Raw genomic sequence first — 21,988 nt, forward strand, 5'->3', positions numbered from 1 at the left:
AGCGGTTGCGGCGACTGGGACCGAGAATGTGTGCCGCAGTGCGGACCTGACAAGGCGGATCGGCGTTCGCGTACGTTCGGAACAGGGCTCACCTGTTCCGAACGCCCATGGAACGCCCATGGAACGCCCGCGAACAAGGCCGATTTCATGGTCGCGGGCTTCCGCCGGTGCCGCCATGCTGGGGGCGTGATCCACGAGGAGGACGGCTTACCAGGGCGGCAGCCGGCGCAGCCGGAGCCCTCGCGGGCGCCCCAGCCGGGGCAGCTTCGTACCCGCGCCGAGTACCTCGCCGCGCTGCGGGAGTTGCGCACCTGGTCCGGGCTGACGTACCGCGAACTGGAGGCCAAGGCCGGTACGTACGCCGACTCCCTCCCGGCCAGCACCATCGCCACCACCCTCGGCCGGACCTCGCTCCCCCGGGAGCGCTTCGTCGACGCCTTCACCCGCGCCTGCGGCCTTGCCGAACAGGACGTCGGCCCGTGGCTGGAGGCACGCCGCCGCATCGCCGCCCACGAACAGGCACCCCCGCCACCCGAGAAGGACGACGACCGCGAGCCGGCTCCCCCGCCTGCCGCGCCCGTCCCGCGGTGGCGGTGGGCGGCCGGGCTGCTGGCGGCGGTGGGGATCGGCGCCGGGGGCACGCTGGGCGTACAGGCGCTGCTGCCGGACGGCTCCGGGCCCGGCGAGCCGCGCGCGGCGGTCAGCAATCCTGCGGTGCCCGGGCTCGGCCTCAAGGCCGTGGGCAGTTGGGCGGAGATCCGTCCGGCCCGCAGCCCCGAGCTGTGCGTCTCGGAGGGTACGGACCGTACGGGCCGCTACCGCTCGGCCGTCGCGGCCCAGCAGCCCTGCGCGCAGGCGGCCTTGCCGCGGGTCTACCTCGAACCGGTCGGCGACGGCGCCGTGCAGATCCAGTGGCATCACCCGGAGCACGGCATCGGCTGCCTGACGGCCATGGGCGAGGGCCCCGGCCGCGGCCTGCTCGAACCGCGCGAGGCGTGCGCCGACGACGACCCGGCGCAGCGCTTCCGCCTCGAAGCGGCCGGCAAGGGGGCGGACAGGCGCTTCCGCATCCGCCCGGACACCGGCGAGTGCCTGGCGCCGCGCGACGAGGACACCGCCCCCGGCGCCGAGATCGCCCGGACCCGCTGCTCGGGCGCGGCGGAGCAGGAGTTCACGGTCAGCCTGACCCCGCCGCCGTAGCGGACCGCCTCAGTCGAGGACCGTCCAGGTGCCCCTGTTCTGCTTGTCGTCGGGCTGCAGAAGGGGGTCCATCTGGTACGTCACGCTCGTGATCTCCGCGTCCTCCGGCACGTCGAAGATCATCCAGCCGGTGGCCTCCTCGCCCGGCGGAAGGTACAGGTTGAGGGGGAGGGACGTCCCCGCGGTGGGGTCGCCGGGCTTGGCGGCGTAGGCGTTCCCGTCCGCGTCGACGACCTGCGCCCCGATGTTGCCGGGGTCGTCGTAGGCGGTGTCGCCGGTGCTGAGGATCGTGAACTCCGCCGCGACCAGGCGCTGCCCGGGGCCCGCCCCGAAGGTGGCCATCGCCGGTTCTGCGTCGTCCTCGTACGCGTTCAGCGTGGTGTCGCTCTGTACCTGCCCCGAGCCGCCCAGTCCGGCCGCACCCGACAGCGAGAGGGTGTCGCCGACCTTGGCGCCGAACGGCTCCGTGCTGCTGGGGGCGGCGGTCGGCGTCTGCTCGGTGTCGGACGGCACGGCGCCGGCGTCGGCGGCGGCGTCCGGGCCCTGGCTGGATTCGACGTCGGCGCCGTCGTCCCCGACGGAGAGGTCGGAACCCCCGCACGCCGTGAGGACGGTGGCGAGTGCGACGGCTGCGGCGGTGGACACGATGGTGCGGTGCATGTGGTCTCCCCGTGGTCGGCCCGTAGTCAACGGGGCGTGAAGTCACAGGGATTATGGGGTCCGGACATGCGCGCCGGGTGCCGGTTCTGTCACCGAACGGCATCAGAGTGGGCCCCGCGGCGGCGGGTTCAGGACGGCGACGCATAGTGGGCGGCGAGGGCCGCGGCACGGTCGCGCAGGGCGGTACGCAGCCACTCGGGCGTCAACGCCTCGGCGTCCGTCGCGAGTTGCCACACCGCCCACTCGGCGTGCCGTGCGTCCTGGAACGCCACCTCCAGCCGCAGCCGCCCGTCCGGCTCCACGTCCTCGGCGAGTACGGCGAGCGCGGTGCCCACCAGCTCCTCGCGGCGCCGCGGCGTGATCCGTACCGCCACGGCGACCTGGTCCCCGCCGCTACGGAACCGGGCGCTCCGCTCCTGCCACGCGCGGTCGAGGTCGACGCGCTCGGGGCGCTGCGCGGGTTCGGGGAGTTCCTCCGCGGCGCGGACCCGCGAGAGGCGGTAGGTGCGGTCGGCGCCGTCGCGGGCGGCGAGCAGGTAGCCCTTGTCCCGTACGGTCACCAGGCCGATCGGGTCCACCGTGCGCCACCCCGCGGCCCGCCCCTCGGGGGCGTAGCGGATTCTCAGCTTCCGCCCGGCGAACACGGCGCCGCGGATGGCGGCTATCACGTCGTCCGGTACCTCGTCGGCGGTGAGCGGGCGCGCGAGGAGGTCGGTCCCGGGGTCGACGAGGAGCCGTTCCGCGACCCCCGCGGCGGTGTCGCGGTAGCCGGGCGGCAGCGCGTCGACCACCTTCAGCATCGCGGACGCGAGCGCCGAGCCGAGCCCGAACGCCTGTGCGCCGCGCCGCGATCCGGCGATGAGGAGGGCGAGGGCCTCGTCGTGGTTGAGCCCGGTCAGCTCCGTACGGAACCCGGGCAGCAGCGCGAACCCGCCGTGCCGGCCGCGCTCGGAGTACACCGGCACACCGGCCGCGGACAGGGCCTCGATGTCGCGCAGCACGGTGCGGGTGGAGACCTCCAGCTCGCGCGCGAGCGTCGCCGCGGAGAGCCGGCCGCGCTGGCGGAGCAGGAGGACCAGCGAGACCAGGCGATCGGCGCGCATATGAAAAAATCTAGCAGGATATACGACACAGGATGTCGTCATTCGTTGCGAGGCTGACGCCCATGGAACGTACAGCGATAAACCCGGTCACCTGGTCGACGGAGATGGGCTTCAACCAGGGCGAACTGGTCTCCGGCCACACCCGCACCCTCTTCGTCTCCGGCCAGACCGCCATGAGCCCCGAGGGCCGGCCGCAGCACGAGGGCGACATGGCCGCACAGCTCACCCTCAGCCTCGACAACCTGGAGGCGGTCCTCGCCGGGGCGGACATGTCCCTGGAGAACCTCGTCCGCCTCAATGTCTACACCACCGACGTCGACGCCCTCTTCCCGCACTACGGCGAACTGGCCGCCCGCCTCGCCGGGGCGAAGGCGGCCCCGGCCACGACGATGCTCGGCGTCACCCGCCTGGCGATCCCCACCCTCCTGGTCGAACTGGAGGCCACCGCCGCCGCGTAGCGCACCCCGGGACGGGGCCCGGCCGGCCGTAGCACTCCGGCAGCAGTCGGCCGGGCCGCTTCCGGGTCCCGTACGGACCGACGCGAACCGGAGCCCGGCACCGTGGGGCCCGGCCGGCGGACGGCGCCGCCGGACAGGCCCCCCGGTTTCCCGGGTGCGGGCGGCGCACCTCAAGGGATTTCCCCGGGCCGTAAATCCGTGGACGGATCCGCGGTGATCACCTACTGTGTGACGGCACGCCCTGAGACGGTCGGAAGGAGGCGAGTGCCGTGAAGTTCACCCTTACCCAGCGCTCCCCTCGTCCGCAGTCCGGCGTGGTTCGTATGTCCTGACGGGAGCGCGCCGCAAAGCCCGTATCCCGGAGGAATCCATGACCGATCCGGTCATCATCCGTGCGCTCACCGAGAGCGACGCCCATCTCTTCGACGCCCTGCCCGACCCCCTCGGCGCCCGCGAAGGCCACCGCCGCACCACGTTCCGTACGGCGTGGAAGCACGTCGCCCTGCGCGACGGCCGGGTCGTCGCCCGCGGCGCCTGGTGGGGCGGCCCCGACGACGCGGAGCCCCTCAGCGTCAACTGGTTCGACGTGGCAGAAGGCGAGGAGGAGGCGGGAACCCAGCTCCTGCGCTCCGTGCCCTGGCGGGTCGAACTCGAAATCAATTTGCCCGGCGGCTGGCGCGAAGAACCCGCCCTGCGCGCCGCCGCCGACGCCCGCTTCGCCGCCGCCCGCGCCGCAGGATACGAACTCCTCGTCGAGCGGTTCCTCTACCGCTGGACCCCCGACCACGGCCTCCCCGAGCGCCCCGGCCGGCTGCGCTTCAGGGCCGAACCCGACGACAGCGTGTTCTTCGACGCCCTGCGCCGCATCCACTCCGCCACCCTGGACGCCCACGCGCTCAAGGCGATCGGGGAAGGCGGCCTGGACCAGGCGGCGCAGGAAGAGCTGGACTTCTTCCACTGGTGCCCCTCCCCGCGCGAGTGGTGGCAGACCGCGTACACGCCGGACGGCGAGCTGGCGGGCATCCACATCCCCGCCCACAACCCCTCGGGCCCGATCGTCGGCTTCATCGGCGTCGTCCCCGAACAGCGCGGCCACGGCTACTCCTACGACCTCCTCGCGGAGTGCACGCACTTCCTCGTCGAGCAGGGCGCGGAGTTCGTCAGCGCCGCGACGGACCGGGGGAACTTCCCCATGGCCGCGAACTTCGCCAAGGCGGGCTATCCCGTCGCGCGGGAGCGCATCAACTTCCACCCGGCGGACCTGAAGGCGTAGCACCTCAGGCGGGGGCCCGGCACCGGGCCGGGCCCCTCGCCCTACGACTCCCGGCACCCGCGCGGCTCAGGCGCCCACGGTCCCGTCGATGCCCTCGCGCAGGAAGTCCGCGTGCCCGTTGTGCCGCCCGTACTCCAGAAGTACGTGCACCATCACCATCCGCAGCGACACCTCCTCGTCCCACCTCGGCTGGTACCCGACCAGGTCCAGGGACTCCGCCTCCCGCTCGATCCGGCGCGACCGCCCGACCTCCGCCTCCCAGGCGCCGAACGCCTCGGCCCTGGTCGACCTGCTCGCGTCGTACGCCGCCTGGAAGTCGATCCGGTCGGACCAGACCATGGGCGCGTCGTGGTCCTCGAACACCCGCCGGAACCACGCCCGTTCCACTTCCGCCATGTGCCGCACCAGACCGAGCAGCGAGAGCGTGGACGGCGGCATCGACCGCCGCCGCAGCTCCTCGTCGCTCAGCCCCTCGCACTTCATGGCGAGAGTGGCGCGGTGGTAGTCGAGACAGGCCCGCAGCGTGTCGCGTTCGCTGCCCAGGCGGGGCGGTCCCACACGGTTGTCGACGGTCACGTGCCGTACCCCTCAGTCGTGCATGCGGTTCCGGGCCAGTATCTCCCCGGACACGCAACCGCCGGGCCCGGAAGGGACGGGGCAGGCCTTAATCGGATGTGCGTGCGGCGCGGGGTTGTTAGGTTTGCCGTGTGCCGAAGCTGAATCAGATCATCGCAGTCGAAAAGGGCGTCAAGTCCAAGGCTCTCCAAGAGCTCACCCAGGTTCACCAGGACGTGCAGAAGCCCGCCCTGCTGGCCGGCATCTCCCGGACCTACCAGCCCAAGGACGAGGAGGGCGAGCAGCTTCCCCCCGAGTCCACGCGGGTGCAGATCAAGGCCGAGGACGCCCTGCGGGCAACCGCCGGGACGCTGACGCGGCTCTTCGACGTGACCGCGACGAAGGACTGGGCGAACCGGTCCGCGGTCGCGGACGTGGTGGTCGACGGTACGGTGCTGTTGCCCCAGGTGCCGGTCCCGTACCTGTTGTTCCTGGAGAAGCAACTCACCGACCTGCACACCTTCGTGCGCAAGCTGCCGGTGCTCGACGCCTCCGAGTCGTGGAACCTGGACCCCTCGACGGACTCGTGGAAGACGGACCCGGTGCGGACCATCCGCACGAAGAAGGTTCCACGCAACCACGTGAAGGCCGAGGCCACGGAGAAGCACCCGGCGCAGGTCGAGGTGTACTACGAGGACGTCCCGGTCGGTTACTGGACCACGGTGAAGTTCTCCGGCGCGCTGCCCGCCCGGCGGGTCAACGAGCTCCTCGACCGCGTCGAGAAGCTCCAGCAGTCGGTCAAGTTCGCCCGCGAGGAGGCGAACAACACCGAGGTCACCGACCAGCGGGTCGGCGACGCGGTATTCGGCTACCTCTTCCAGTAGCCCTACATACGCCCTCCGTCGCGAGCGGAGGGTGCGCGATGAGCGCAAGCTGAAACTGATGTCGAAGCTGATAAGGGGTGTCAGTTGGGGGTTCGAATCCCTCTCCCCGCACCACGTGCGGGGGTGGCCCAAGCCTGGCAGAGGCGGCCCCGTGAAACTCAGATTCTCGCTCCAGTCTCAGCATTCGCCGCCGAACACCGGATCGACCGAGCGTGGGCGAACATCGACGGATGGGGGTTCAAGTCCCTCCGGCGCCTCTCTCGTGGCGCTGTAGTTCAAAGGCAGAACACGTCGATCTCAACATGACCCGCGGTTCTTCAACGCCGCCGGTGTGCGCAAATGGGTGGCAAGCTGGAGCCCGGGAGCTGGACATGCTCCCGGGCTCCGTCACGTTCCGTGCCCGCGGCATGTGCTGTGAACGAGCAACCCGGTGAACCTTCCCGGTCACAGCACTAGCGACGCTAGGCGGCGCGCGGCGGCTCCTCGGGGCGGTCGTCGGGGCGCTCTTCGGGGGCTTCCGGCTCACCGGGGCGCCCGGACCGGCCGGGTTTGCCGGTGGTGGAGACGGAGCGGAGGTGGGATTCCGGCTCGGGTTCTTCCGCGGGCGGGGTGAGGGGGTGGCGCTGCTGCTTGCCCCAGACGCCCACGCCGACCAGCATCAGCGCGACGCCGATCACGGCGTTCGCCGTCCCGACGTCCAGCCCCGTGCCGTCCGTGCTGACCTTCAGCCCGCCGACCGCCTGGCTCTGCCGGAGCATCCACAGCGCCGTGATGAAGAGCACCAGCAGCGCGGCGAGGACGACGAGGCGGCGCGAGCGCGTCAAGGTCCCGTAGATGGCCACCAGCGCGGCGAACGCGAAGGGCAGGAAGATCGAGCCGAAGAGCTGCGCCCGGGTCCCGGAGATCCCGTCGAAGACGCTGCCCAGCCCGTAGAAGCGACCGTCCCGGCCGTTGTACCAGGGCCGCCAGACGCTCCAGACCACGCCCACCACACCGGCGAGAACGAGGACGGAGCCGACGACGTAGCGCTTGTTGCGCGTGGTGTTCTCCAGCATCTTCGTACTCCTCCGATGCCGTAGTCCCCCATCCGACGCTACGTCCCACGCGCCCCTCCCGCCACCGGAAGAACAGAAGGCGCACCTGCGGCGAACAACTAGAGTCGGATTCGACTACTTCTGGGGGGCACGGACCACGCATGCGCATTTCATTCCTGCTGCACAATACGTACGGAATCGGGGGCACCATCCGTACGACCTTCAACCTCGCCCAGGCCCTCGCGGAGCGCCACGACGTGGAGCTGGTCTCCGTCTTCCGGCACCGCGACGAGCCCATGATGGAAGCCCCGGGCGGCATCCCCATCCGCTCGCTCGTCGACCTGCGCCGAACGAGCCCGGCCTACGCGGGCGACCTGCCGGACCACAGAAAACCCGCCCGCGTCTTCCCACGCGGGGACGGCCGGCACAACCAGTACAGCAAGCTCACCGACGACCGCATAGGCGCCTATCTGCGCACCGTGGACGCCGACGTCGTCGTCGGCACCCGCCCCGGGCTCAACGTCCACATCGCCCGCCAGACCCGCCGCGGCCCCGTCCGCGTCGCCCAGGAACACCTCACGCTCGACGGCCACGGCGGGCGCCTCCGCCGCGAACTCGGCATCCGCTACGGCCTCCTCGACGCCGTCACGACCGTCACCGAAGCCGACGCCCACGCCTACCGCACCCGCCTGAACCTCCCCGGCGTCCGCATCGAGGCCGTCCCCAACAGCGTGCCGACACCGGCCGTCGCCCCCGCCGACGGCACCGCGAAAGTCGTCGTCGCCGCCGGCCGGCTGACCCGGGTCAAGCGCTACGACCTCCTGATCGAGGCGTTTTCCAAGGTGGTCGCCGCCCGCCCCGACTGGACGTTACGGATCTACGGCAGCGGCGACCGCACGGGCAATGAGCGCGACGCCCTGCGGGCGCAGATCGCCGATCTCCAGCTCACGGAGCACGTCTTCCTGATGGGCAACGCGAAGTCCCTGGAGAGTGAGTGGGTCAAGGGCTCCATCGCGGCGGTCACCTCACACAAGGAGTCCTTCGGCATGACGATCGTGGAGGCGATGCGCTGTGCGCTGCCGGTCGTCTCCACGGACTGCCCGCACGGGCCGAGCGAGATCATCGAGGACGGCGTGGACGGCCGCCTGGTACCGGTCGGCGACGCGAACGCCGTGGCGGACGCGCTCCTTGAGCTAATCCAGGACGACGACCTGCGCCGCCGCATGGGAGCCGCAGCCCTCGTCGCCTCCGAACGCTTCGACCCGGCCCGGATCGCCGCCCGCCACGAGGCGATCTTCACGGAGCTGGCGGCACGGCCCCGCCCCCGCGGATTGCTCCGCAACCTGGCCCTACGCTTCCGCGCCACGGCCTACGGCAGTGCCTACGCGGCACGGTACCTGGCTGCTACCGCCCTGCGCCGAGCCCGCGGGCGAAGTCGGTGAACGCCTGCCAGGCGTCGGCGGAGAAGGTGAGCGTGGGGCCGTCGGGGTCCTTGGAGTCACGGACGTGAACGGCGGCGGGGGTGGTGGCAACCTCGACGCAGTTGCCGCCTTCGCTGCCGCTGTAAGAAGACTTGCGCCAGGTGCGGGCGACCTCGATGCAGTTGCCGCCTTCGCTGTCGCTGTAGCTGCTCTTGAACCACGCCAGCGTGCTCATAGCTCTCCCAAGACCTTCTCGATCAAGTCGAGTGATTCGCGAGGCGCCAGCGCCTGCGCCCGGATGATGCCATAGCGCCCCTCGATCTCGCGGACCCTTTCCCGCTCCATGATCAGTTGGCTGGTGCCCTGCACCTCCACGTACGCAATCCTGCCCTGGTCCTCGGTCTCAAGCAAGGTCAGCGCCCCGTCCAGGCAGGCGTGGTCTTCGCGGTCCGTGGGCATGACCTGGATCTCGACGTTCGGCCGCTGCCCGGTCAGAAGGAGATGCTCCAACTGGCCGCGCAGCACGCCTTTTCCACCGATCGGCCGTCGCAGCACGGTCTCTTCCAGCACGAAGCTCAGAATAGGCACGGGCTGGCGATCGAAGATCGCCTGTCGGTCCAGTCGAGCGGCAACTCGTTGCTGGATGATGTCCTCATGCACCGGCGGACGACGGGCCTGCAGGACGGCGCGGGCGTACTCCTCGGTTTGCAGCAGGCCCCAGACCACCTGCGGGTCGTACGCGTGCAACTCCACCGCCGCCTTCTCCAGGGCGGCGAAGTCCTCAAAGAACGTCGGGTACCGGACCCGCGCCAGCTCCTCCTTCATCACCTTCAGCAACCCGCCCGCGTCCACTGCCACATCCGTCTGGTCGACATACTCCGGACGCGGGATCCGCCGCCCCTGCTCGACCGCCCCGACCATGAACTCGCTGTACCCGATCCGCCCAGCCAACTGCGGCTGTGTGATGCCGACCCGCTCACGCAGGATCTTCTGCTGCCGCCCGAAGGCCCGCAGGATCCCCGCCCCCTCACCCTCGACCGGTCGACTCGGACCCTTGGATTCCGCCATACTGAATCGCCTCCCCACGTGCGGTACGTGTCCGGTACAGCACTCTCCGTAGGGGCTGTACGCCTGGCCAGGGTATTCGCCTCAGCGGCACCGTGGGGATCCATGAATCCCCCAACGATTGCACGAGAACCGGAACGCGCCCCAGGCGCACAACCGACCGCGCTCGCCCGGACGTTCGCGATGCAGTTCACCTCCAGCCGCCGTGGCGCCCGCCTCGCCCGTCTGCTTGCCGTTCAGCGGCTGGAGACGTGGGGCTTCCCCCGTAACGGGGAGGTGTCGCTGAGGCTGGAGACGGTGGTCGCGGAGTTGTGTGCGAACGCCGTGCTGCACGGGCGGGTGCCCGGGCGGGACTTCCACGTGGCGATGCGGCTCCGCGTCGACGGCGTGATCCGCATCGAGGTGGCCGACGCGCGGCGCGAGCGCGTGCCGGTGCGGGAGCGGACGTGCGACGTGGAGGACGAGCGCGGGCGGGGGTTGCTGCTCGTGGAGGAGATGGCGGACCGGTGGGGGGTGGCGGAGCGCAAGGCCGTGGGAAAGATCGTGTGGTGCGAGCTCGACACCTGACGCCCGCCCTACGCGGCCTCCGTGCTCGGGGGCGGAGAAATTGGGCCGTAACTCGCGGTAACACCCCCCGATCCGCGCCGGATCAGGCCCCCAGCGCCGACTTTCGCCCCTCCAGACGCACCCACCCACCGGGCAGCCGCCAGCTCCGCGCCCAGGTCACCCGGAATGCGCGCCACCGCCACAAAGTCGCCGCAACAGCAGCCAGAAACCCGGGCAAAACACCCACCCAGCCCGGCTTTCACCCCAGCACCACCCGCCAAGCCGCACCCGACCAGAAGCCCCAGCGGGACCACCCCGCCGGTGGCGCCGACAAGCGGGCAGGCCCCGGTGCCATCCGCCACCGACGCCGGGGCCGTCCGCGCACGGGGCAGACCCGCCTCCGGTGGCCGGCCCCCCGTCGCGGGACGACCGATCCGTACGCGGCTTCAAGGGACGCCGCTCCCTCCGGGCCACCCATAGCCGCCGGTCTGTCACGGGCCGGAGTCCGCAGTCCAGGGTGGGGCGAAGCACCATCGCGAAGCGACGTTCCCGCAGCGAAGCGGAGGGAACGCCCTTGACGGCGCACGCAGGCCCGCACACTCAAGAGACGGGTGGCCCGGTGGGAACCCCAACGACACCGCCCACCCCGACCCGGACCCCCCGCACACCGACCCACCCAACGGAACAGAGCCAGCCCGACACCGAACCCCCGCACCCGACCCACACCCACACCACGTACCAGCTCAACGCCCAACCGCCCCGCCCCACCGCCCCCGCACTGTCAGACCAGCCGCATACCCTTGGGCGGGCGTGAGGGCACGAGTAGGCCGGATGACGAACGGGCCGACTGACCCGCGCGCCGACTGACCCGAGCGGACCGATCACGAGCAGCCAGCCGCCAGGCAACGGCCCGGCAGCTCCTACGCCGCGGCCCGTACCGGCTCGTCCTCTCGTCCTCGCCTCACCACCAGCGACATCATCGCCGCCAGCGCGCACAGGCCGCCCGACGCCAGCCACACCATGTCGTACGAGCCCGTGAGGTCGCGGGCCACGCCGCCGAGCCAGGCGACGAGGGCGGCGCCGATCTGGTGGGAAGCGAGGACCCAGCCGAAGACGATGGCGCTGTCCTCGCCGAAGTGCTCGCGGCAGAGCGCGAGGGTGGGCGGGACGGTGGCGACCCAGTCGAGGCCGTAGAAGACGATGAAGAAGATCATCGGCGGGTGGATCGACGGGCCGAGGAGCAGCGGCAGGAACATGAGGCTGAGGCCGCGGAGGCCGTAGTAGACCGCGAGCAGGCGGCGGGCGTCGTAGCGGTCGGTGAGCCAGCCGCTGGCGATGGTGCCGATGATGTCGAAGATGCCGACGAGCGCGAGGAGCGAGGCGGCGGCGGTCATGGCCATGCCGTGGTCGTGGGCGGACGGCACGAAGTGGGTGCGGATGAGGCCGTTGGTGGACGCGCCGCAGATGGCGAACGCGCCGCAGAGGAGCCAGAACGTACCGCTGCGGGAGGCGTCGCGCAGGACGCGCAGGGCTCGGCCCGCCGCGCCGCGCTGGGGCGGGGGCTTGGGGACGAACTCGGCGGCGCCGTAGGGGGCGAGGCCGACGTCGGCGGGGTGGTCGCGGAGGAGGAGCCAGACGAAGGGGACGGCGGCGGCGGAGACGAGGGCGACGGTGACGGTGGCCGGCCGCCAGCCGTGGGTTTCCACGACCCAGGACAGCAAGGGGAGGAAGACGAGCTGGCCGGAGGCGGTGGCGGCGGTGAGGAGGCCGGTGACGAGGCCCTTGTGCTTGACGAACCAGCGGTTGGTGACGGTGGCGGAGAAGGCGAGGGCCATGGAGCCGGTGCCGAGGCCGATGAGGAGGCCCCAGTAGAGGATCAGTTGCCAGCTCGCGGTCATCCAGTGGCTGAGCAGGGCGCCGGTGGCGATCATCAGGAGGGCGACCGCCACCACGCGGCGTATGCCGAAGCGGTCCATGAGGGCGGCGGCGAAGGGGGCGGTGACGCCGTACAACGTCAGGTTGACGGAGGCCGCGAGGCCGATGGTGCCGCGGGACCAGCCGAACTCGTCGTGCAGGGGGCCGATGAGCAGCCCGGGGAGCGCGACGAAGGCGGCGGCGGCCACGACGGTCACGAAGGTCACCGCCGCGACGAACCAGGCACGATGCACACGCCACTTGGCGGGAGGCTTCACCGGCGCGGCAGCGCCGGTGTCGGTCTCGGTACGCACGGAGGGCGTCGATGGCTGCGTCACCTGTCGAGGATGGCCCGGGGACCACGCCCGAACGAGTGGCCCGAGGGTCAAGGTGTGCAAGGATCGGGCCAAGCATCGCGCCCGGGATCGAGAACCGGACAGCCACCCAGGGGACACACGTCCGGCCGTGAGCCCTCAGACGATCAAGCAGCTTCCCATGCTGTGCAAGTGCCGCACCCCAGCGGTCACCAACCGGCGGAATCCGGTCGACACACCGAGCCCTCTCACCCACAAAGACGCACCCTCCACCCCTCGACCATTACTGTCCGTATTGGATCTAGTGCTCTCAGTTGCCATCTCTCTAGGCTCGGAGCGACATCAACGACGTATCCCTGGAGGATTCGTGACCCGTTTTCGCACTCGTCTGGCCCTGCTCGGCTCGGCCGCGGCCCTCGCCGCCGGCGCGGTCGTCCCCGCCCAGTTCGCCGGGGCGCAACCCGCCGCCGCGGCAGACCGCCAGTGGGTCGCCCTGGGTGACTCCTACACCGCCGGGGTCATCCGGGCTGCGGGCGACGCCTTCGAGTACCCGCGCGACGGCTGCGAGCGCACGGACCGGTCGTACCCCCAGGTCATCGACCGCGACCTCTACGGTCTCTTCGACCTGACCAACGTCAGTTGCGGTGCCGCCACCATCGAGAACGTCACCGACACGCCCCAGGAGCCGATCGGCCGACACCTGCCGCCCCTCTCCGAGGACCCGGACTACCCCTTCCCCGCGGTGCCGCCGCAGTCCGAGGCGGTGGGCCCGGGCACCGACGTCATCACCGTCGGCGTGGGCGGCAACACCCTCGGCTTCGCCGAAATCCTCAACACCTGCATGCAGGTGGGCGGCGAGAACGACGGCGCGGGCACCCCGTGCAAGGACGCCCTGGGCGCCGGCATCCAGGCCCGGCTGAACAAGGTGAGCCAGGAGTACGACCGGATGCTCACCGTGCTCCACGAGCGCGCCCCGGAGGCGAAGATCCTGACCGTCGGCTACCCAACGGTCGTCCCCCAGGACACCGCCAAGTGCGGCTATGGCGACCTCACGAAGTTCGGCACGATCACCCAGGGCGACCTGGCCTGGCTGCGCCAGGATGTCCTGGAACCCCTCAACAAGGCCATCGAGAAGTCGACGGGCACCCAGGAAGCCGCCGACTTCGTCGACCTCTACACCTCCTCCCAGGACCACAGCGTCTGCGACGACACCAAGTGGGTCGAAGGCGTCGTCACCCTCCCCGACCAGCTTTCCTTCGTGCACCCCAACGCCCTCGGCCACCGCAACGCCGCCGACCACGTCGAAGAGGCGATGCTGAACGCCATCGACTGACCGGCGCCCGGCACCCCGGCCTCCGGGCACCTCTGGCCCGGAGGCCGGGGTGTGTCAGGATTGGGCCATGAGAAGTGTGCAGCGGCCCGTCGTGGTGCAGGAGGCGGTCTCGGTGCCCGTGTTCCGGCATCCGGAGCGGCATCCCGTCGCGGTCTTCGTACGGCACGGGATGCTGCCCATCGAGCTGGGGATCGTGCACCGGCTCTTCGGGCGGGCCAGGAGTGCGGCGGGGGATCCGCTGTACGAGGTCGTGACCTGCACGGTCGCGCCGGGTGAGGTGCGTACGGACGCGGACGTGACGATCAACGTGCGGTACGGGCCGGAGGCGCTGGCCCAGGCCCGTACCGTGATCGTGCCCGCGTCGCACGAGGCGGACGAGGCGTACACGCGCGGGCGGCTGCCGGCGGAACTGGCGGGCGCGCTGGCGTACGTGCGGCCGGAGACACGGCTGGCGTCGATCTGCACCGGGGCGTTCGTGCTCGCCTCCGCGGGTCTGCTCGACGGGCGGCCGGCGACGACGCACTGGGCGTCGGGGGACCGGTTCCGGGCGCTGTTCCCGAAGGTGCGGTTCGACCCCGACGTGCTGTACGTGGACGACGGCGACGTGCTGACGTCCGCGGGGGTGGCCTCCGGGGTCGACCTGTGCCTGCACATGATCCGGCACGACCACGGCTCCGCCGTGGCCAACGAGGTGGCGCGGCGCACGGTCGTACCGCCGCACCGGGACGGCGGCCAGGCGCAGTTCGTGCGGCGGCCGGTGCCGGAGCCGGCGGTGTCGACGACGGCGAAGGCGCGGGCGTGGGCGCTGGCGCGGCTGCACGAGCCGCTGGCGCTGCGGGACCTGGCGGCGTGCGAGTCGATGTCGGTGCGGACGTTCACGCGGCGGTTCCGGGACGAGGTGGGGATGAGCCCGGGGCAGTGGCTGACGGTACAGCGGGTGGAGCGGGCGCGGCAGTTGCTGGAGGACACGGACCTGCCGGTGGACCGGATCGCGACGGACGCGGGCTTCGGCACGGCGGCGTCGCTGCGGCAGCACATGCAGACGGCGCTGGGCGTCTCACCGAGCGCGTACCGCCGCACCTTCCGCGCGGAGTCGGACGGCGCGGTCGCCTGAGGCGCGGTCGCCTGAGGCGGGGGTGTCTGAGGCGGGGGTGTCTGAGGCGGGGGTGTCTGAGGCGGGGGTGTCGGCCGGGGTGCCGGCCGCCTGCGGCGGGGACGCGGGGTTGTCGGAGGGGTGGCCTACCCTAGGGTGGGTGTGCGGGGAAGTGGGGGGATTTGCCGGGGTGTTGGGCGGCTGCTTGGCTGCTTGCGGTGGATGGTCAAGCCGGTTTCGCCCGCGGCCAGTTCCGGTTTCAGCGTCAGTTCCTCGTCGTAGTCCCCGCCCCGCTCCGGGCGGTACGGCAGGGGCGCGGTCGTCCACAGGTCCCGCAGCCGTTCCGCGAGACCCGACGCCACCTGCGGGTACGCCTCCCGGGTCAGGCGGTCCGCGCCGTAGACGACGAACGGCGGCAGCGGTGCCATCCCCGTGTAGAAGAACGTGCCGTGGTGCAGCGGCCACAGCACCTCGTCGATGTGCCCGTGGATGCCCCGCGGTCCGAAGCTCGCCTCGCGCGCGCCGACCGACGTGACCACCAGCGCGCGCCGCCCCGCCAGGCCCCCGTCCCCGTACCGCCGCGTCCTGTCCTCCGCGTCCTTCACCTTCGACGCCAGCCCCTGCACCAGCACCCGGTCGAACCACCCCTTGAGGATCGCCGGCGGCCCGAACCACCACAGCGGGAAGTGCACGACCAGCGCGTCCGCCCACGCCAGCTTCTCGTGCTCGGCGGCGATGTCGGGGCTCACCTTCCCCGCGCGCCAGGCGTCCTCCTGGGCGTCGCCGACCAGGAGACGGTCCGCGTCGCCGCCCGCGTAGTCGTCGGCGTCCAGGACGGCCTTGAAGCCCATGGCGTACAGATCGCTCTGCCGGACCTCGTGCCCCGCGGCGCGCAGCGCGCGGATGCCGTCGTCGCGGAGTGCGGCGTTGAGGGAGCGGTGGTCGGGGTGGGCGAAGAGCCAGAGGACGTTCATGCTTCGAGCTTCGCGCCGCTACGGGCCGGGGACGAGAGCCGTATCGCCATCATTCGCAAGAATCGCGCCACGCGCCGAAGAGAGGGTCGAGTGGCGGCGCGCCCGTGCAACCCCGAGCCCTGCACGTCGAACCGCCACCCGGCATCGGCGGATGGGGACTTGCGCCGGATGCGCGACCCGCCTTCGCCAAGGGCGTCCGACCGGCCGGCAACCCTCGGCGTCCCCTCACGACGAATCGCTGCCCACAAGGGTGATCAGGCCCGTACGACTCGTCAACACCTGTTCCGCACCGGAGGTGTCACGTGCTGTTCGTGCCGGCGCGTGCGTGTTCGTGTGCGCCCGCGAAGAGCGCGCCGTCCGCGCCGTCCGCGCGCTCCCCCCGCGGCGGGGCGAAGGCGCAGGCGCGGTCGATCTCGCACCAGATGACCTTGCCGAATCCTTCCGCCTGCCAGCCCCAGCGGTCGGCGATGGCGTCGACCAGCTCCAGCCCCCGGCCGTGCGTCTCGTACTCCTGCGCGCGCCGCTGCCGCGGCGGGGCGGCGCAGGTGTCGACGACCTCCACCCGGTACGGGCCGCAGTCCGCGGCCGACGCGGGGAGGGCGAGGCGCAGCTCGGCGGGGCGGTCGGTGTGCACGACGGCGTTGGTGACCAGCTCGGAGACGAGCATCACCAGCGACTCGGCGTACGGCTCGTCGGCCGTCACCCCGGTCCACGCCAGCCGCGCCCGCGTCCATCGCCTGGCCCGGCCGACCTCAACGGGGTCGGGCCACACCTTGAGCTGTACCTGCAGGGTCTGCACCGCTCACACCATCCTCGGGATCACGCTGCGTGATCTCTCTGCCGTCCAGGATGATTGACGTAGCGTCACAGCGACAAGCGCTTCGGGCATATCCCAGCGCGAAAGAGTGCGCGTGCGGCATACTGTGCGACGCTCGCGCCCGACGGTCGAACGCCGGTCCGGCATCGACCCCTCATGCTGCTGTGACCTTGTACGAGTCCGGCAATTCCGCACCGCCCCGGCCACCGATTCGCGGGCCGCGGGTCCGTGTCGCCGCATGACAACTCGCACCCGATGAAGGGTAGTGGAGTCGGGGCCGACTTCGTTGCGTAACGGCAGAGTTCCCCCAAGCGTGTTGGCGCTCTGCCCAGTTTCGGCACTCTCCGTAGTCGAATCGCCGGGCCTCCCCCTTGCGCCGACGATCCTCCATGTATAACTTCTTATACATGAGCGAGCAGGTCCACAACAGACTGGCGGTGATCCGCGCAGAGCGGAGCGTGTCGCGGAAGCAGTTGGCCGAGGCGGTAGGCGCGCACTACCAGACGATCGGGCACATCGAGCGCGGGCAGTACAACCCGAGCCTCGACCTCGCTCTGCGCATAGCGGAGTACTTCGAACTGCCGGTGGAAGTGCTGTTCGCCCTCCGGCCGTTCCGCCCGCTCAGCGACGAGCTGTACGGGGCGGACGGGACGCACAGGAACGACAACAGGAACGACCACGAGCACGGCAGCGCAGACAGGGGAGCACGATGACCCAGCCCACGACCGAGCGCCCCCACGGGGACGCGAAGCAGGCCACGCCGTACGACCGCGCCATGTTCCGGGTCATGAACGACCCCGCCGGGCGCCCGGTGTTCGCCACCGCCGGACGGCGCCGCGCCGCCGTGGGGGCGCACGTGGCGCTCACGGGTGCGACCCTGACGTGCATCACCCTGCTCTACGCCCTCGACGACGCCTGGCTCATCGCGCCGTTGGCGGTCCTGCTGCTGCTGTGGGTGGTCGCCACCGGGGTCCTGAACGGCGGCACGCGCGGCCTGCTGGAGCTGCGTACGCGGATGCTGGACGAGCGGCAGCTCGCCGACCGCGACCGCGCCGGGGCCGTGGCGCACCGGGCGGCGACGGCGCTGCTGGCCGTGGCGGCAGGGGTGTTCGTGCTCGCCGAGGCGGTGGGCGCGGACGGGCTGCCGGGGGTGCCCGCGGTGTGGGTTTTGGTGTACGCGGTGGTGGTGGTCTGGCTGATACCGCTGTGGGTCGCCGGGCTCCAGGCACGCGACGAGCCCGCGGAGGAGGCCGAGTTCGAGGAGGCGTGAGGGGTGAGGGGTGAGGGGCGGGAGTGAGGGTGAGGACCGGCCGTAGCGGGCGGTACGGGCGTTCAGGGGCGCGTACGCCCCGCTCCCCCGGCTAGGCCGACAGCGGTTCCGCCGTGCCGCTCGTCGCGTCGTCCACGTCCGCGTACACCGCGAACAGCCGCCGTACGCCCAGCGCCGCGAACACCCGGTTCACATGCGCCCCGCCGGAGACCGCGGTCCCCGAGACGCCCCCGGACGCGCCCGCCGCGCCCACCCCGCCGTCCGCCGGCAGGATCAGGCGGAACTCGCCGCCGCAGGAACTCAGCAGCCGGCGCGCGGCGATGAGCACGCCGACGCCGCTGGAGTCGCAGAAGCGGACCGCGGAGAGGTCGAGGACGAGGCGGCGGCGGCCCTCGGCGACGGCGTCGTGCACGTGCTGCCGCACGCGCGGCGAGGTGACCAGGTCCAGCTCACCGCAGACCCACAGGACGTACCAGTCGCCTCGGTTGTCGGTGGTCACCTGCAGCAAAGACACCCGGTCGCTGTCCTTCCGTCGCCTGTCAGCCTGCCGTGCCCGCTCGCCTGCCCGATTCACTCATCCGCAATCTGCTGTGTTGCACGTGTCACCTGCTGTGCCCGCAGCACACAAGATGAAACACCGACCCTATGCGCAATCGCCCCACACGTCCCACGCATTCCGGTCAGCACTGGATAACCGTTGGCAATTCGTTGCCTTCTGTTGCGCGTCATGCGGTAGAGATAACGCTCCTGGGGCGTACGCCCCCTCTCTCCGGCGCTACATTCGTTGACACCGGTAACCAGGGGGCGGGCGACGGATGGGGGGCGCATGGCGCACGGCACCGGACCGCACGGCACCGGACAGGGCGCCGTCCCGCCGCGCTGGAACCGCAAGATGCAGCAGCGGCTCGCGCGCGGCGAGGCCGCGGCGCTGAGCGAGCTGTACGACCGCTTCGCGCCCCTCGTCTACGGCCTCGCGCAGCGCGTGCTGGAGAACGAGGAGGAGGCGAACGGCGTGCTGGCCGAGGTGTTCTCGTACGTCTGGCAGCACCCGGACGCGTACGACCCGAAGCGCGGCCAACTGCGCTCCTTCCTGGCGGGTCTTGCGCACAAGCACGCCGTGCGGCGGCTGCGCTGGGCGGTGATCCAGGCGGGTGCGGCCGGGGAGATCGAGGACAGCGAGGAGCGCATCCGCGCCGTCTCCGCAGCCGCCCGCGCCGACTACATCGTCACGTCCATGCCGGAACCGCAGCGCGCCGCGCTGGAGCTGGCGTACTTCAAGCGCCGCGACTACCGCCAGACGGCCGAGGAACTCGGCGTCTCGCCCGACGAGGCCCGCCGCCGGCTGCGCTTCGGGCTGCAGATGCTCGCGACCGCGCACACCGAGGCCGGGCGGCCTTCATGATCATGGGCCCCTACGACCACGGCCGGCTGAAGTCCCTGCTCGGCGCGTGGGCGCTAGCGGCCTGCGCACCCGAGGAGACCGCCGCCGTAGAGGCGCACTTGACGGACTGCGCGCCCTGCGCGGACGAAGCGCTCCGGCTGCGCGATGCCGTACGCCTCCTGCACCCGCACGACAACCTCGACATGGATCCCGCGCTGCGCAGCCGGGTGCTGGAGCTGTGCCTGACGCGGCGGATGCCGGGGATCCCGATGCCGGGCTGGTCCGTGCCGTACGACGCCGAGGCGGCCCGGCTCGACGCGCTGCTGGCCGACATGAACGAGGCGGACTGGGGCGCTCCGGTCCAGCTCGCCTGGTACGACGACGACCGTCCCGCGGTCCGGGAGACGTCGGTGGCCGGTGTCATCGGCCATCTCCTGGCCGTGGACGGCCTGCTGGCCCTCGCGCTCGGCCTCCCCGACCCGCTGGCCGCGGACGCGCCCGCCGCCGGGACCCACCCGCGCACGGTCGCCTCACCGACCGAGCGCACCGAGGCGCTGTGGCGGGTGGCCGGCTCGTCGTACGCGGAACAGCAGTCGCTCGCCCGGGAGTTCCGGCGCAAGCACGCGAGCAAGATGCGCGGCGAGTGGCGGAACCAGACGTACACGCTGATACGGACCGCGGGGTTCGCCGGCAGCGGCGTCGGCGACGTGCAGGTGCCGTACGGCGGCGGGGCGTCGCTGCCGCTGCGCGACGCCTTCCTGGACCGGGCCTTCGAGTGCTGGATACACGCCTGGGACATCGCGGAGGCCGTGGACTACCCGTACGTGCCGCCGACGCCGGAGCACATGCACCTCATGATCGACCTGGCGGCGCGGCTGCTGCCGCAGACGCTGGCCGACCGGCGCCGCTCGGGGCGCGCGGCGCCGCCGCGGACGCTGGTGGCCGCGGGGACGCCGGGGCGCACGCTGCACCTGGAGATCGAGGGCAAGGGCGGCGGGAACTGGTACCTCCCGCTGGACTCGCCGGCGGCGGTCGCGGGTCCCGAGCGGGCGGTGGCCCATGTGGCGCTGGAGGGCCTGGAGTTCTGCCGGCTGGCGGCGGGGCACGTGTCGCCGGCGGAGGCGGCGGTGGGGCGCGACGGGGAGCGCGAGGCGGTGGAGGACTTCCTGTACGCGACCGCGTCACTGTCACGGCTGTAGGGGGCCGCAGGGCTTCCCGGGCGCATACGCCGCCTGCGGGCGCGTACGGCGCCTTCAGGGGCGTACGAGACCGCGGACCCTACCGCGGGCGCGCGGGAGCTACGCGAAGACCACCGTGCGCGTGCCGTTCAGCAGCACCCTGTGCTCGCTGTGCCACTTCACCGCCCGCGCCAGCGCCTGGCACTCCACGTCCCGGCCGACCGCCACCAACTGCTCCGGCGTCACCTCGTGCCCGACCCGCTCGACCTCCTGCTCGATGATCGGGCCCTCGTCCAGGTCCGCCGTCACGTAGTGCGCGGTGGCGCCGATCAGCTTGACCCCGCGCGCGTGCGCCTGGTGGTACGGCTTCGCGCCCTTGAAGCTCGGCAGGAAGGAGTGGTGGATGTTGATGATCCGCCCCTCCAACTGCTTGCACAGGTCGTCGGAGATCACCTGCATGTAGCGCGCGAGCACCACCAGCTCGACGTCCTCGGCCCGGACCAGCTCCAGCAGCTTCTGCTCCGCCTCCGCCTTGGTGTCCCTGGTGACCGGCACGTGGTGGAAGGGGATGCCGTAGGAGCCGACCAGCTCCTCGAAGTCGGTGTGGTTGGAGACCACGGCCGCGATCTCCACCGGCAGCGCGCCGATACGGGCGCGGAACAGCAGGTCGTTCAGGCAGTGCCCGAACTTGCTGACCATGAGCAGCACCCGCATCTTCGTGCCCTGCTCGTGGATCTGCCAGTCCATCGCCCACGACTCCGCCACCGCTGCGAAGCTGGCCCGCAGCTTGTCGACGTTCGCCTGCGGCTCGGCGGAGAAGTGCACCCGCATGAAGAACAGGCCGGTGGTGGGGTCGCCGTACTGCTGGCTGTCCTCGATGTTGCAGTCCGTCATGAAGAGATAACTGGAGACTGCATGCACGATGCCCTTTTTGTCCGGGCAGGACAGCGTCAGTACGTACTCGCTCATGGGCCTACGATCCCACACCCGTCAGGCGGCGCCCGTCATGATCGCCAGCACTTCGAGGGAGCGCGGCGGGGCGTCGGGGTCGTCACCGTCGTTCTCCGCGAGCCGCACGTGCGCCTCGCGCGCCGCGCGCACGGCCTCGGGCCACGCGTGGTTCTCCATGTACACGGAGACCGGCGAGTCCGCACCGACCTGGTGCATGATGCGCAGCACGCGCAGCACGGCGACGTCGACGAGCGCGGCCTCGCGGGAGTCGCGGAAGATCGTCCCGACGTACTTCTCCGCCGACCAGTTGTCCAGCCAGGTGTCCTCGACGAGGCGGTAGACGGCGTCGGTGACGTCCCCGTACCCCGCCGTCCCCGCCGCCCAGTACTCCCGCTGGAAATCCGGGTCGGAGAGCATGTGCAGCGCGGAGCGCACATTGGCGCGCCAGCGCCACCACGGCATGTCGTTGATGGGCATGGGCACCATGGTGGAGTAACGGCGGTCGCGGCGGGAAGCCCTTTCACCGACGGGACCGCCGGCGTCCTTCCCGGTGCCGTTCGCGGG

At 71.5% G+C, this 21,988-nt stretch carries 24 protein-coding genes; 12 read left to right on the plus strand and 12 right to left on the minus strand.

Features of this window, described 5'->3' with window-relative positions; translation table 11 throughout:
• The first annotated feature begins 186 nt into the window (after positions 1–186).
• Positions 187–1,200, plus strand: a complete 1,014-nt coding sequence (locus OG946_RS14300) for a helix-turn-helix domain-containing protein (protein WP_326796498.1) — start codon at positions 187–189, stop codon at positions 1,198–1,200.
• A 9-nt stretch (positions 1,201–1,209) separates the two neighbouring features.
• On the opposite strand, the gene OG946_RS14305 is transcribed toward OG946_RS14300, so the two are convergent.
• Complete coding sequence (locus OG946_RS14305; RefSeq protein WP_326796499.1) at positions 1,210–1,860, minus strand: hypothetical protein; 651 nt, start codon at positions 1,858–1,860, stop codon at positions 1,210–1,212.
• 128 nt (positions 1,861–1,988) lie between these two features.
• Positions 1,989–2,963, minus strand: a complete 975-nt coding sequence (locus tag OG946_RS14310) for a helix-turn-helix transcriptional regulator (protein WP_326796500.1) — start codon at positions 2,961–2,963, stop codon at positions 1,989–1,991.
• Between the two features lie 62 nt (positions 2,964–3,025).
• Between OG946_RS14310 and OG946_RS14315 the strand changes: the two genes are divergently transcribed.
• Together OG946_RS14315 and OG946_RS14320 are read left to right on the plus strand one after the other, a co-directional pair.
• Positions 3,026–3,421 carry a RidA family protein gene (locus tag OG946_RS14315; RefSeq protein ID WP_326796501.1) on the plus strand — a complete coding sequence of 132 codons (396 nt, stop codon included), beginning with the start codon at positions 3,026–3,028 and terminating at the stop codon, positions 3,419–3,421.
• Between the two features lie 370 nt (positions 3,422–3,791).
• A complete protein-coding gene (locus tag OG946_RS14320; protein WP_326796502.1) occupies positions 3,792–4,694 on the plus strand; it encodes a GNAT family N-acetyltransferase in 903 nt (300 codons plus the stop codon).
• Positions 4,695–4,760: 66 nt separating this feature from the next.
• On the opposite strand, the gene OG946_RS14325 is transcribed toward OG946_RS14320, so the two are convergent.
• Positions 4,761–5,270 carry a DinB family protein gene (locus tag OG946_RS14325; protein WP_326796503.1) on the minus strand — a complete coding sequence of 170 codons (510 nt, stop codon included), beginning with the start codon at positions 5,268–5,270 and terminating at the stop codon, positions 4,761–4,763.
• Between the two features lie 131 nt (positions 5,271–5,401).
• Between OG946_RS14325 and OG946_RS14330 the strand changes: the two genes are divergently transcribed.
• Entirely contained in the window at positions 5,402–6,133 is a 732-nt protein-coding gene (locus OG946_RS14330) for a DUF7873 family protein (RefSeq protein ID WP_326796504.1), read from the plus strand.
• Positions 6,134–6,594: 461 nt separating this feature from the next.
• Here the strand turns inward: OG946_RS14330 and OG946_RS14335 are convergent, their stop codons facing one another.
• Complete coding sequence (locus tag OG946_RS14335) at positions 6,595–7,188, minus strand: hypothetical protein (RefSeq protein WP_326796505.1); 594 nt, start codon at positions 7,186–7,188, stop codon at positions 6,595–6,597.
• Between the two features lie 140 nt (positions 7,189–7,328).
• Here OG946_RS14335 and OG946_RS14340 point away from each other — a divergent pair, with 140 nt between their 5' ends.
• Positions 7,329–8,609 carry a glycosyltransferase family 4 protein gene (locus OG946_RS14340; protein ID WP_326796506.1) on the plus strand — a complete coding sequence of 427 codons (1,281 nt, stop codon included), beginning with the start codon at positions 7,329–7,331 and terminating at the stop codon, positions 8,607–8,609.
• Here the strand turns inward: OG946_RS14340 and OG946_RS14345 are convergent.
• Positions 8,572–8,823: a DUF397 domain-containing protein gene (locus OG946_RS14345; protein WP_326796507.1), complete on the minus strand. Its 252-nt coding sequence runs from the start codon at positions 8,821–8,823 to the stop codon at positions 8,572–8,574. The genes OG946_RS14340 and OG946_RS14345 overlap by 38 nt on opposite strands.
• A complete protein-coding gene (locus OG946_RS14350; RefSeq protein ID WP_326796508.1) occupies positions 8,820–9,656 on the minus strand; it encodes a helix-turn-helix domain-containing protein in 837 nt (278 codons plus the stop codon). Before OG946_RS14350 ends, OG946_RS14345 begins: the two co-directional genes overlap by 4 nt.
• Before the next feature lie 180 nt (positions 9,657–9,836).
• Between OG946_RS14350 and OG946_RS14355 the strand changes: the two genes are divergently transcribed.
• Positions 9,837–10,220 carry an ATP-binding protein gene (locus OG946_RS14355; RefSeq protein WP_326796509.1) on the plus strand — a complete coding sequence of 128 codons (384 nt, stop codon included), beginning with the start codon at positions 9,837–9,839 and terminating at the stop codon, positions 10,218–10,220.
• An 899-nt stretch (positions 10,221–11,119) separates the two neighbouring features.
• On the opposite strand, the gene OG946_RS14360 is transcribed toward OG946_RS14355, so the two are convergent.
• The gene (locus OG946_RS14360; protein ID WP_326800248.1) at positions 11,120–12,427 is read right to left on the minus strand and encodes an MFS transporter; all 1,308 of its coding nucleotides are present in this window, start codon (positions 12,425–12,427) and stop codon (positions 11,120–11,122) included.
• Positions 12,428–12,794: 367 nt separating this feature from the next.
• On the opposite strand from OG946_RS14360, the gene OG946_RS14365 reads away from it, so the two are divergent.
• Both OG946_RS14365 and OG946_RS14370 read left to right on the plus strand, forming a co-directional pair.
• Entirely contained in the window at positions 12,795–13,760 is a 966-nt protein-coding gene (locus OG946_RS14365) for an SGNH/GDSL hydrolase family protein (protein WP_326796510.1), read from the plus strand.
• Positions 13,761–13,827: 67 nt separating this feature from the next.
• Positions 13,828–14,874 (plus strand): GlxA family transcriptional regulator, encoded by a 1,047-nt coding sequence (locus tag OG946_RS14370; protein ID WP_326796511.1) that lies wholly within the window; start codon positions 13,828–13,830, stop codon positions 14,872–14,874.
• Between the two features lie 125 nt (positions 14,875–14,999).
• On the opposite strand, the gene OG946_RS14375 is transcribed toward OG946_RS14370, so the two are convergent.
• Both OG946_RS14375 and OG946_RS14380 read right to left on the minus strand, forming a co-directional pair.
• Complete coding sequence (locus OG946_RS14375) at positions 15,000–15,827, minus strand: NAD(P)H-dependent oxidoreductase (protein WP_326796512.1); 828 nt, start codon at positions 15,825–15,827, stop codon at positions 15,000–15,002.
• A gap of 298 nt (positions 15,828–16,125) precedes the next feature.
• On the minus strand, positions 16,126–16,626 hold the full coding sequence (locus OG946_RS14380) for an ATP-binding protein (RefSeq protein ID WP_326796513.1): 501 nt from the start codon (positions 16,624–16,626) through the stop codon (positions 16,126–16,128).
• Positions 16,627–17,051: 425 nt separating this feature from the next.
• On the opposite strand from OG946_RS14380, the gene OG946_RS14385 reads away from it, so the two are divergent.
• The gene (locus OG946_RS14385) at positions 17,052–17,357 is read left to right on the plus strand and encodes a helix-turn-helix transcriptional regulator (protein WP_326796514.1); all 306 of its coding nucleotides are present in this window, start codon (positions 17,052–17,054) and stop codon (positions 17,355–17,357) included.
• Entirely contained in the window at positions 17,354–17,914 is a 561-nt protein-coding gene (locus OG946_RS14390) for a hypothetical protein (RefSeq protein ID WP_326796515.1), read from the plus strand. The genes OG946_RS14385 and OG946_RS14390 overlap by 4 nt, the downstream gene beginning before the upstream one ends.
• A gap of 91 nt (positions 17,915–18,005) precedes the next feature.
• Here the strand turns inward: OG946_RS14390 and OG946_RS14395 are convergent, their stop codons facing one another.
• A complete protein-coding gene (locus OG946_RS14395) occupies positions 18,006–18,422 on the minus strand; it encodes an STAS domain-containing protein (protein WP_326800249.1) in 417 nt (138 codons plus the stop codon).
• Between the two features lie 318 nt (positions 18,423–18,740).
• Here OG946_RS14395 and OG946_RS14400 point away from each other — a divergent pair, with 318 nt between their 5' ends.
• Positions 18,741–19,316 carry a sigma-70 family RNA polymerase sigma factor gene (locus tag OG946_RS14400; RefSeq protein ID WP_101423981.1) on the plus strand — a complete coding sequence of 192 codons (576 nt, stop codon included), beginning with the start codon at positions 18,741–18,743 and terminating at the stop codon, positions 19,314–19,316.
• Positions 19,313–20,494 (plus strand): zf-HC2 domain-containing protein, encoded by a 1,182-nt coding sequence (locus OG946_RS14405; RefSeq protein WP_326796516.1) that lies wholly within the window; start codon positions 19,313–19,315, stop codon positions 20,492–20,494. The genes OG946_RS14400 and OG946_RS14405 overlap by 4 nt, the downstream gene beginning before the upstream one ends.
• Before the next feature lie 99 nt (positions 20,495–20,593).
• Here OG946_RS14405 and purU read toward each other — a convergent pair whose 3' ends face one another.
• The gene (gene purU / locus OG946_RS14410) at positions 20,594–21,442 is read right to left on the minus strand and encodes a formyltetrahydrofolate deformylase (protein ID WP_326796517.1); all 849 of its coding nucleotides are present in this window, start codon (positions 21,440–21,442) and stop codon (positions 20,594–20,596) included.
• 21 nt (positions 21,443–21,463) lie between these two features.
• Positions 21,464–21,901: an SCO4402 family protein gene (locus tag OG946_RS14415; protein ID WP_326796518.1), complete on the minus strand. Its 438-nt coding sequence runs from the start codon at positions 21,899–21,901 to the stop codon at positions 21,464–21,466.
• Positions 21,902–21,988 lie beyond the last annotated feature (87 nt).

Origin of the sequence: Streptomyces sp. NBC_01808, from assembly GCF_035917395.1 — a bacterium.
GTDB lineage: Bacteria > Actinomycetota > Actinomycetes > Streptomycetales > Streptomycetaceae > Streptomyces.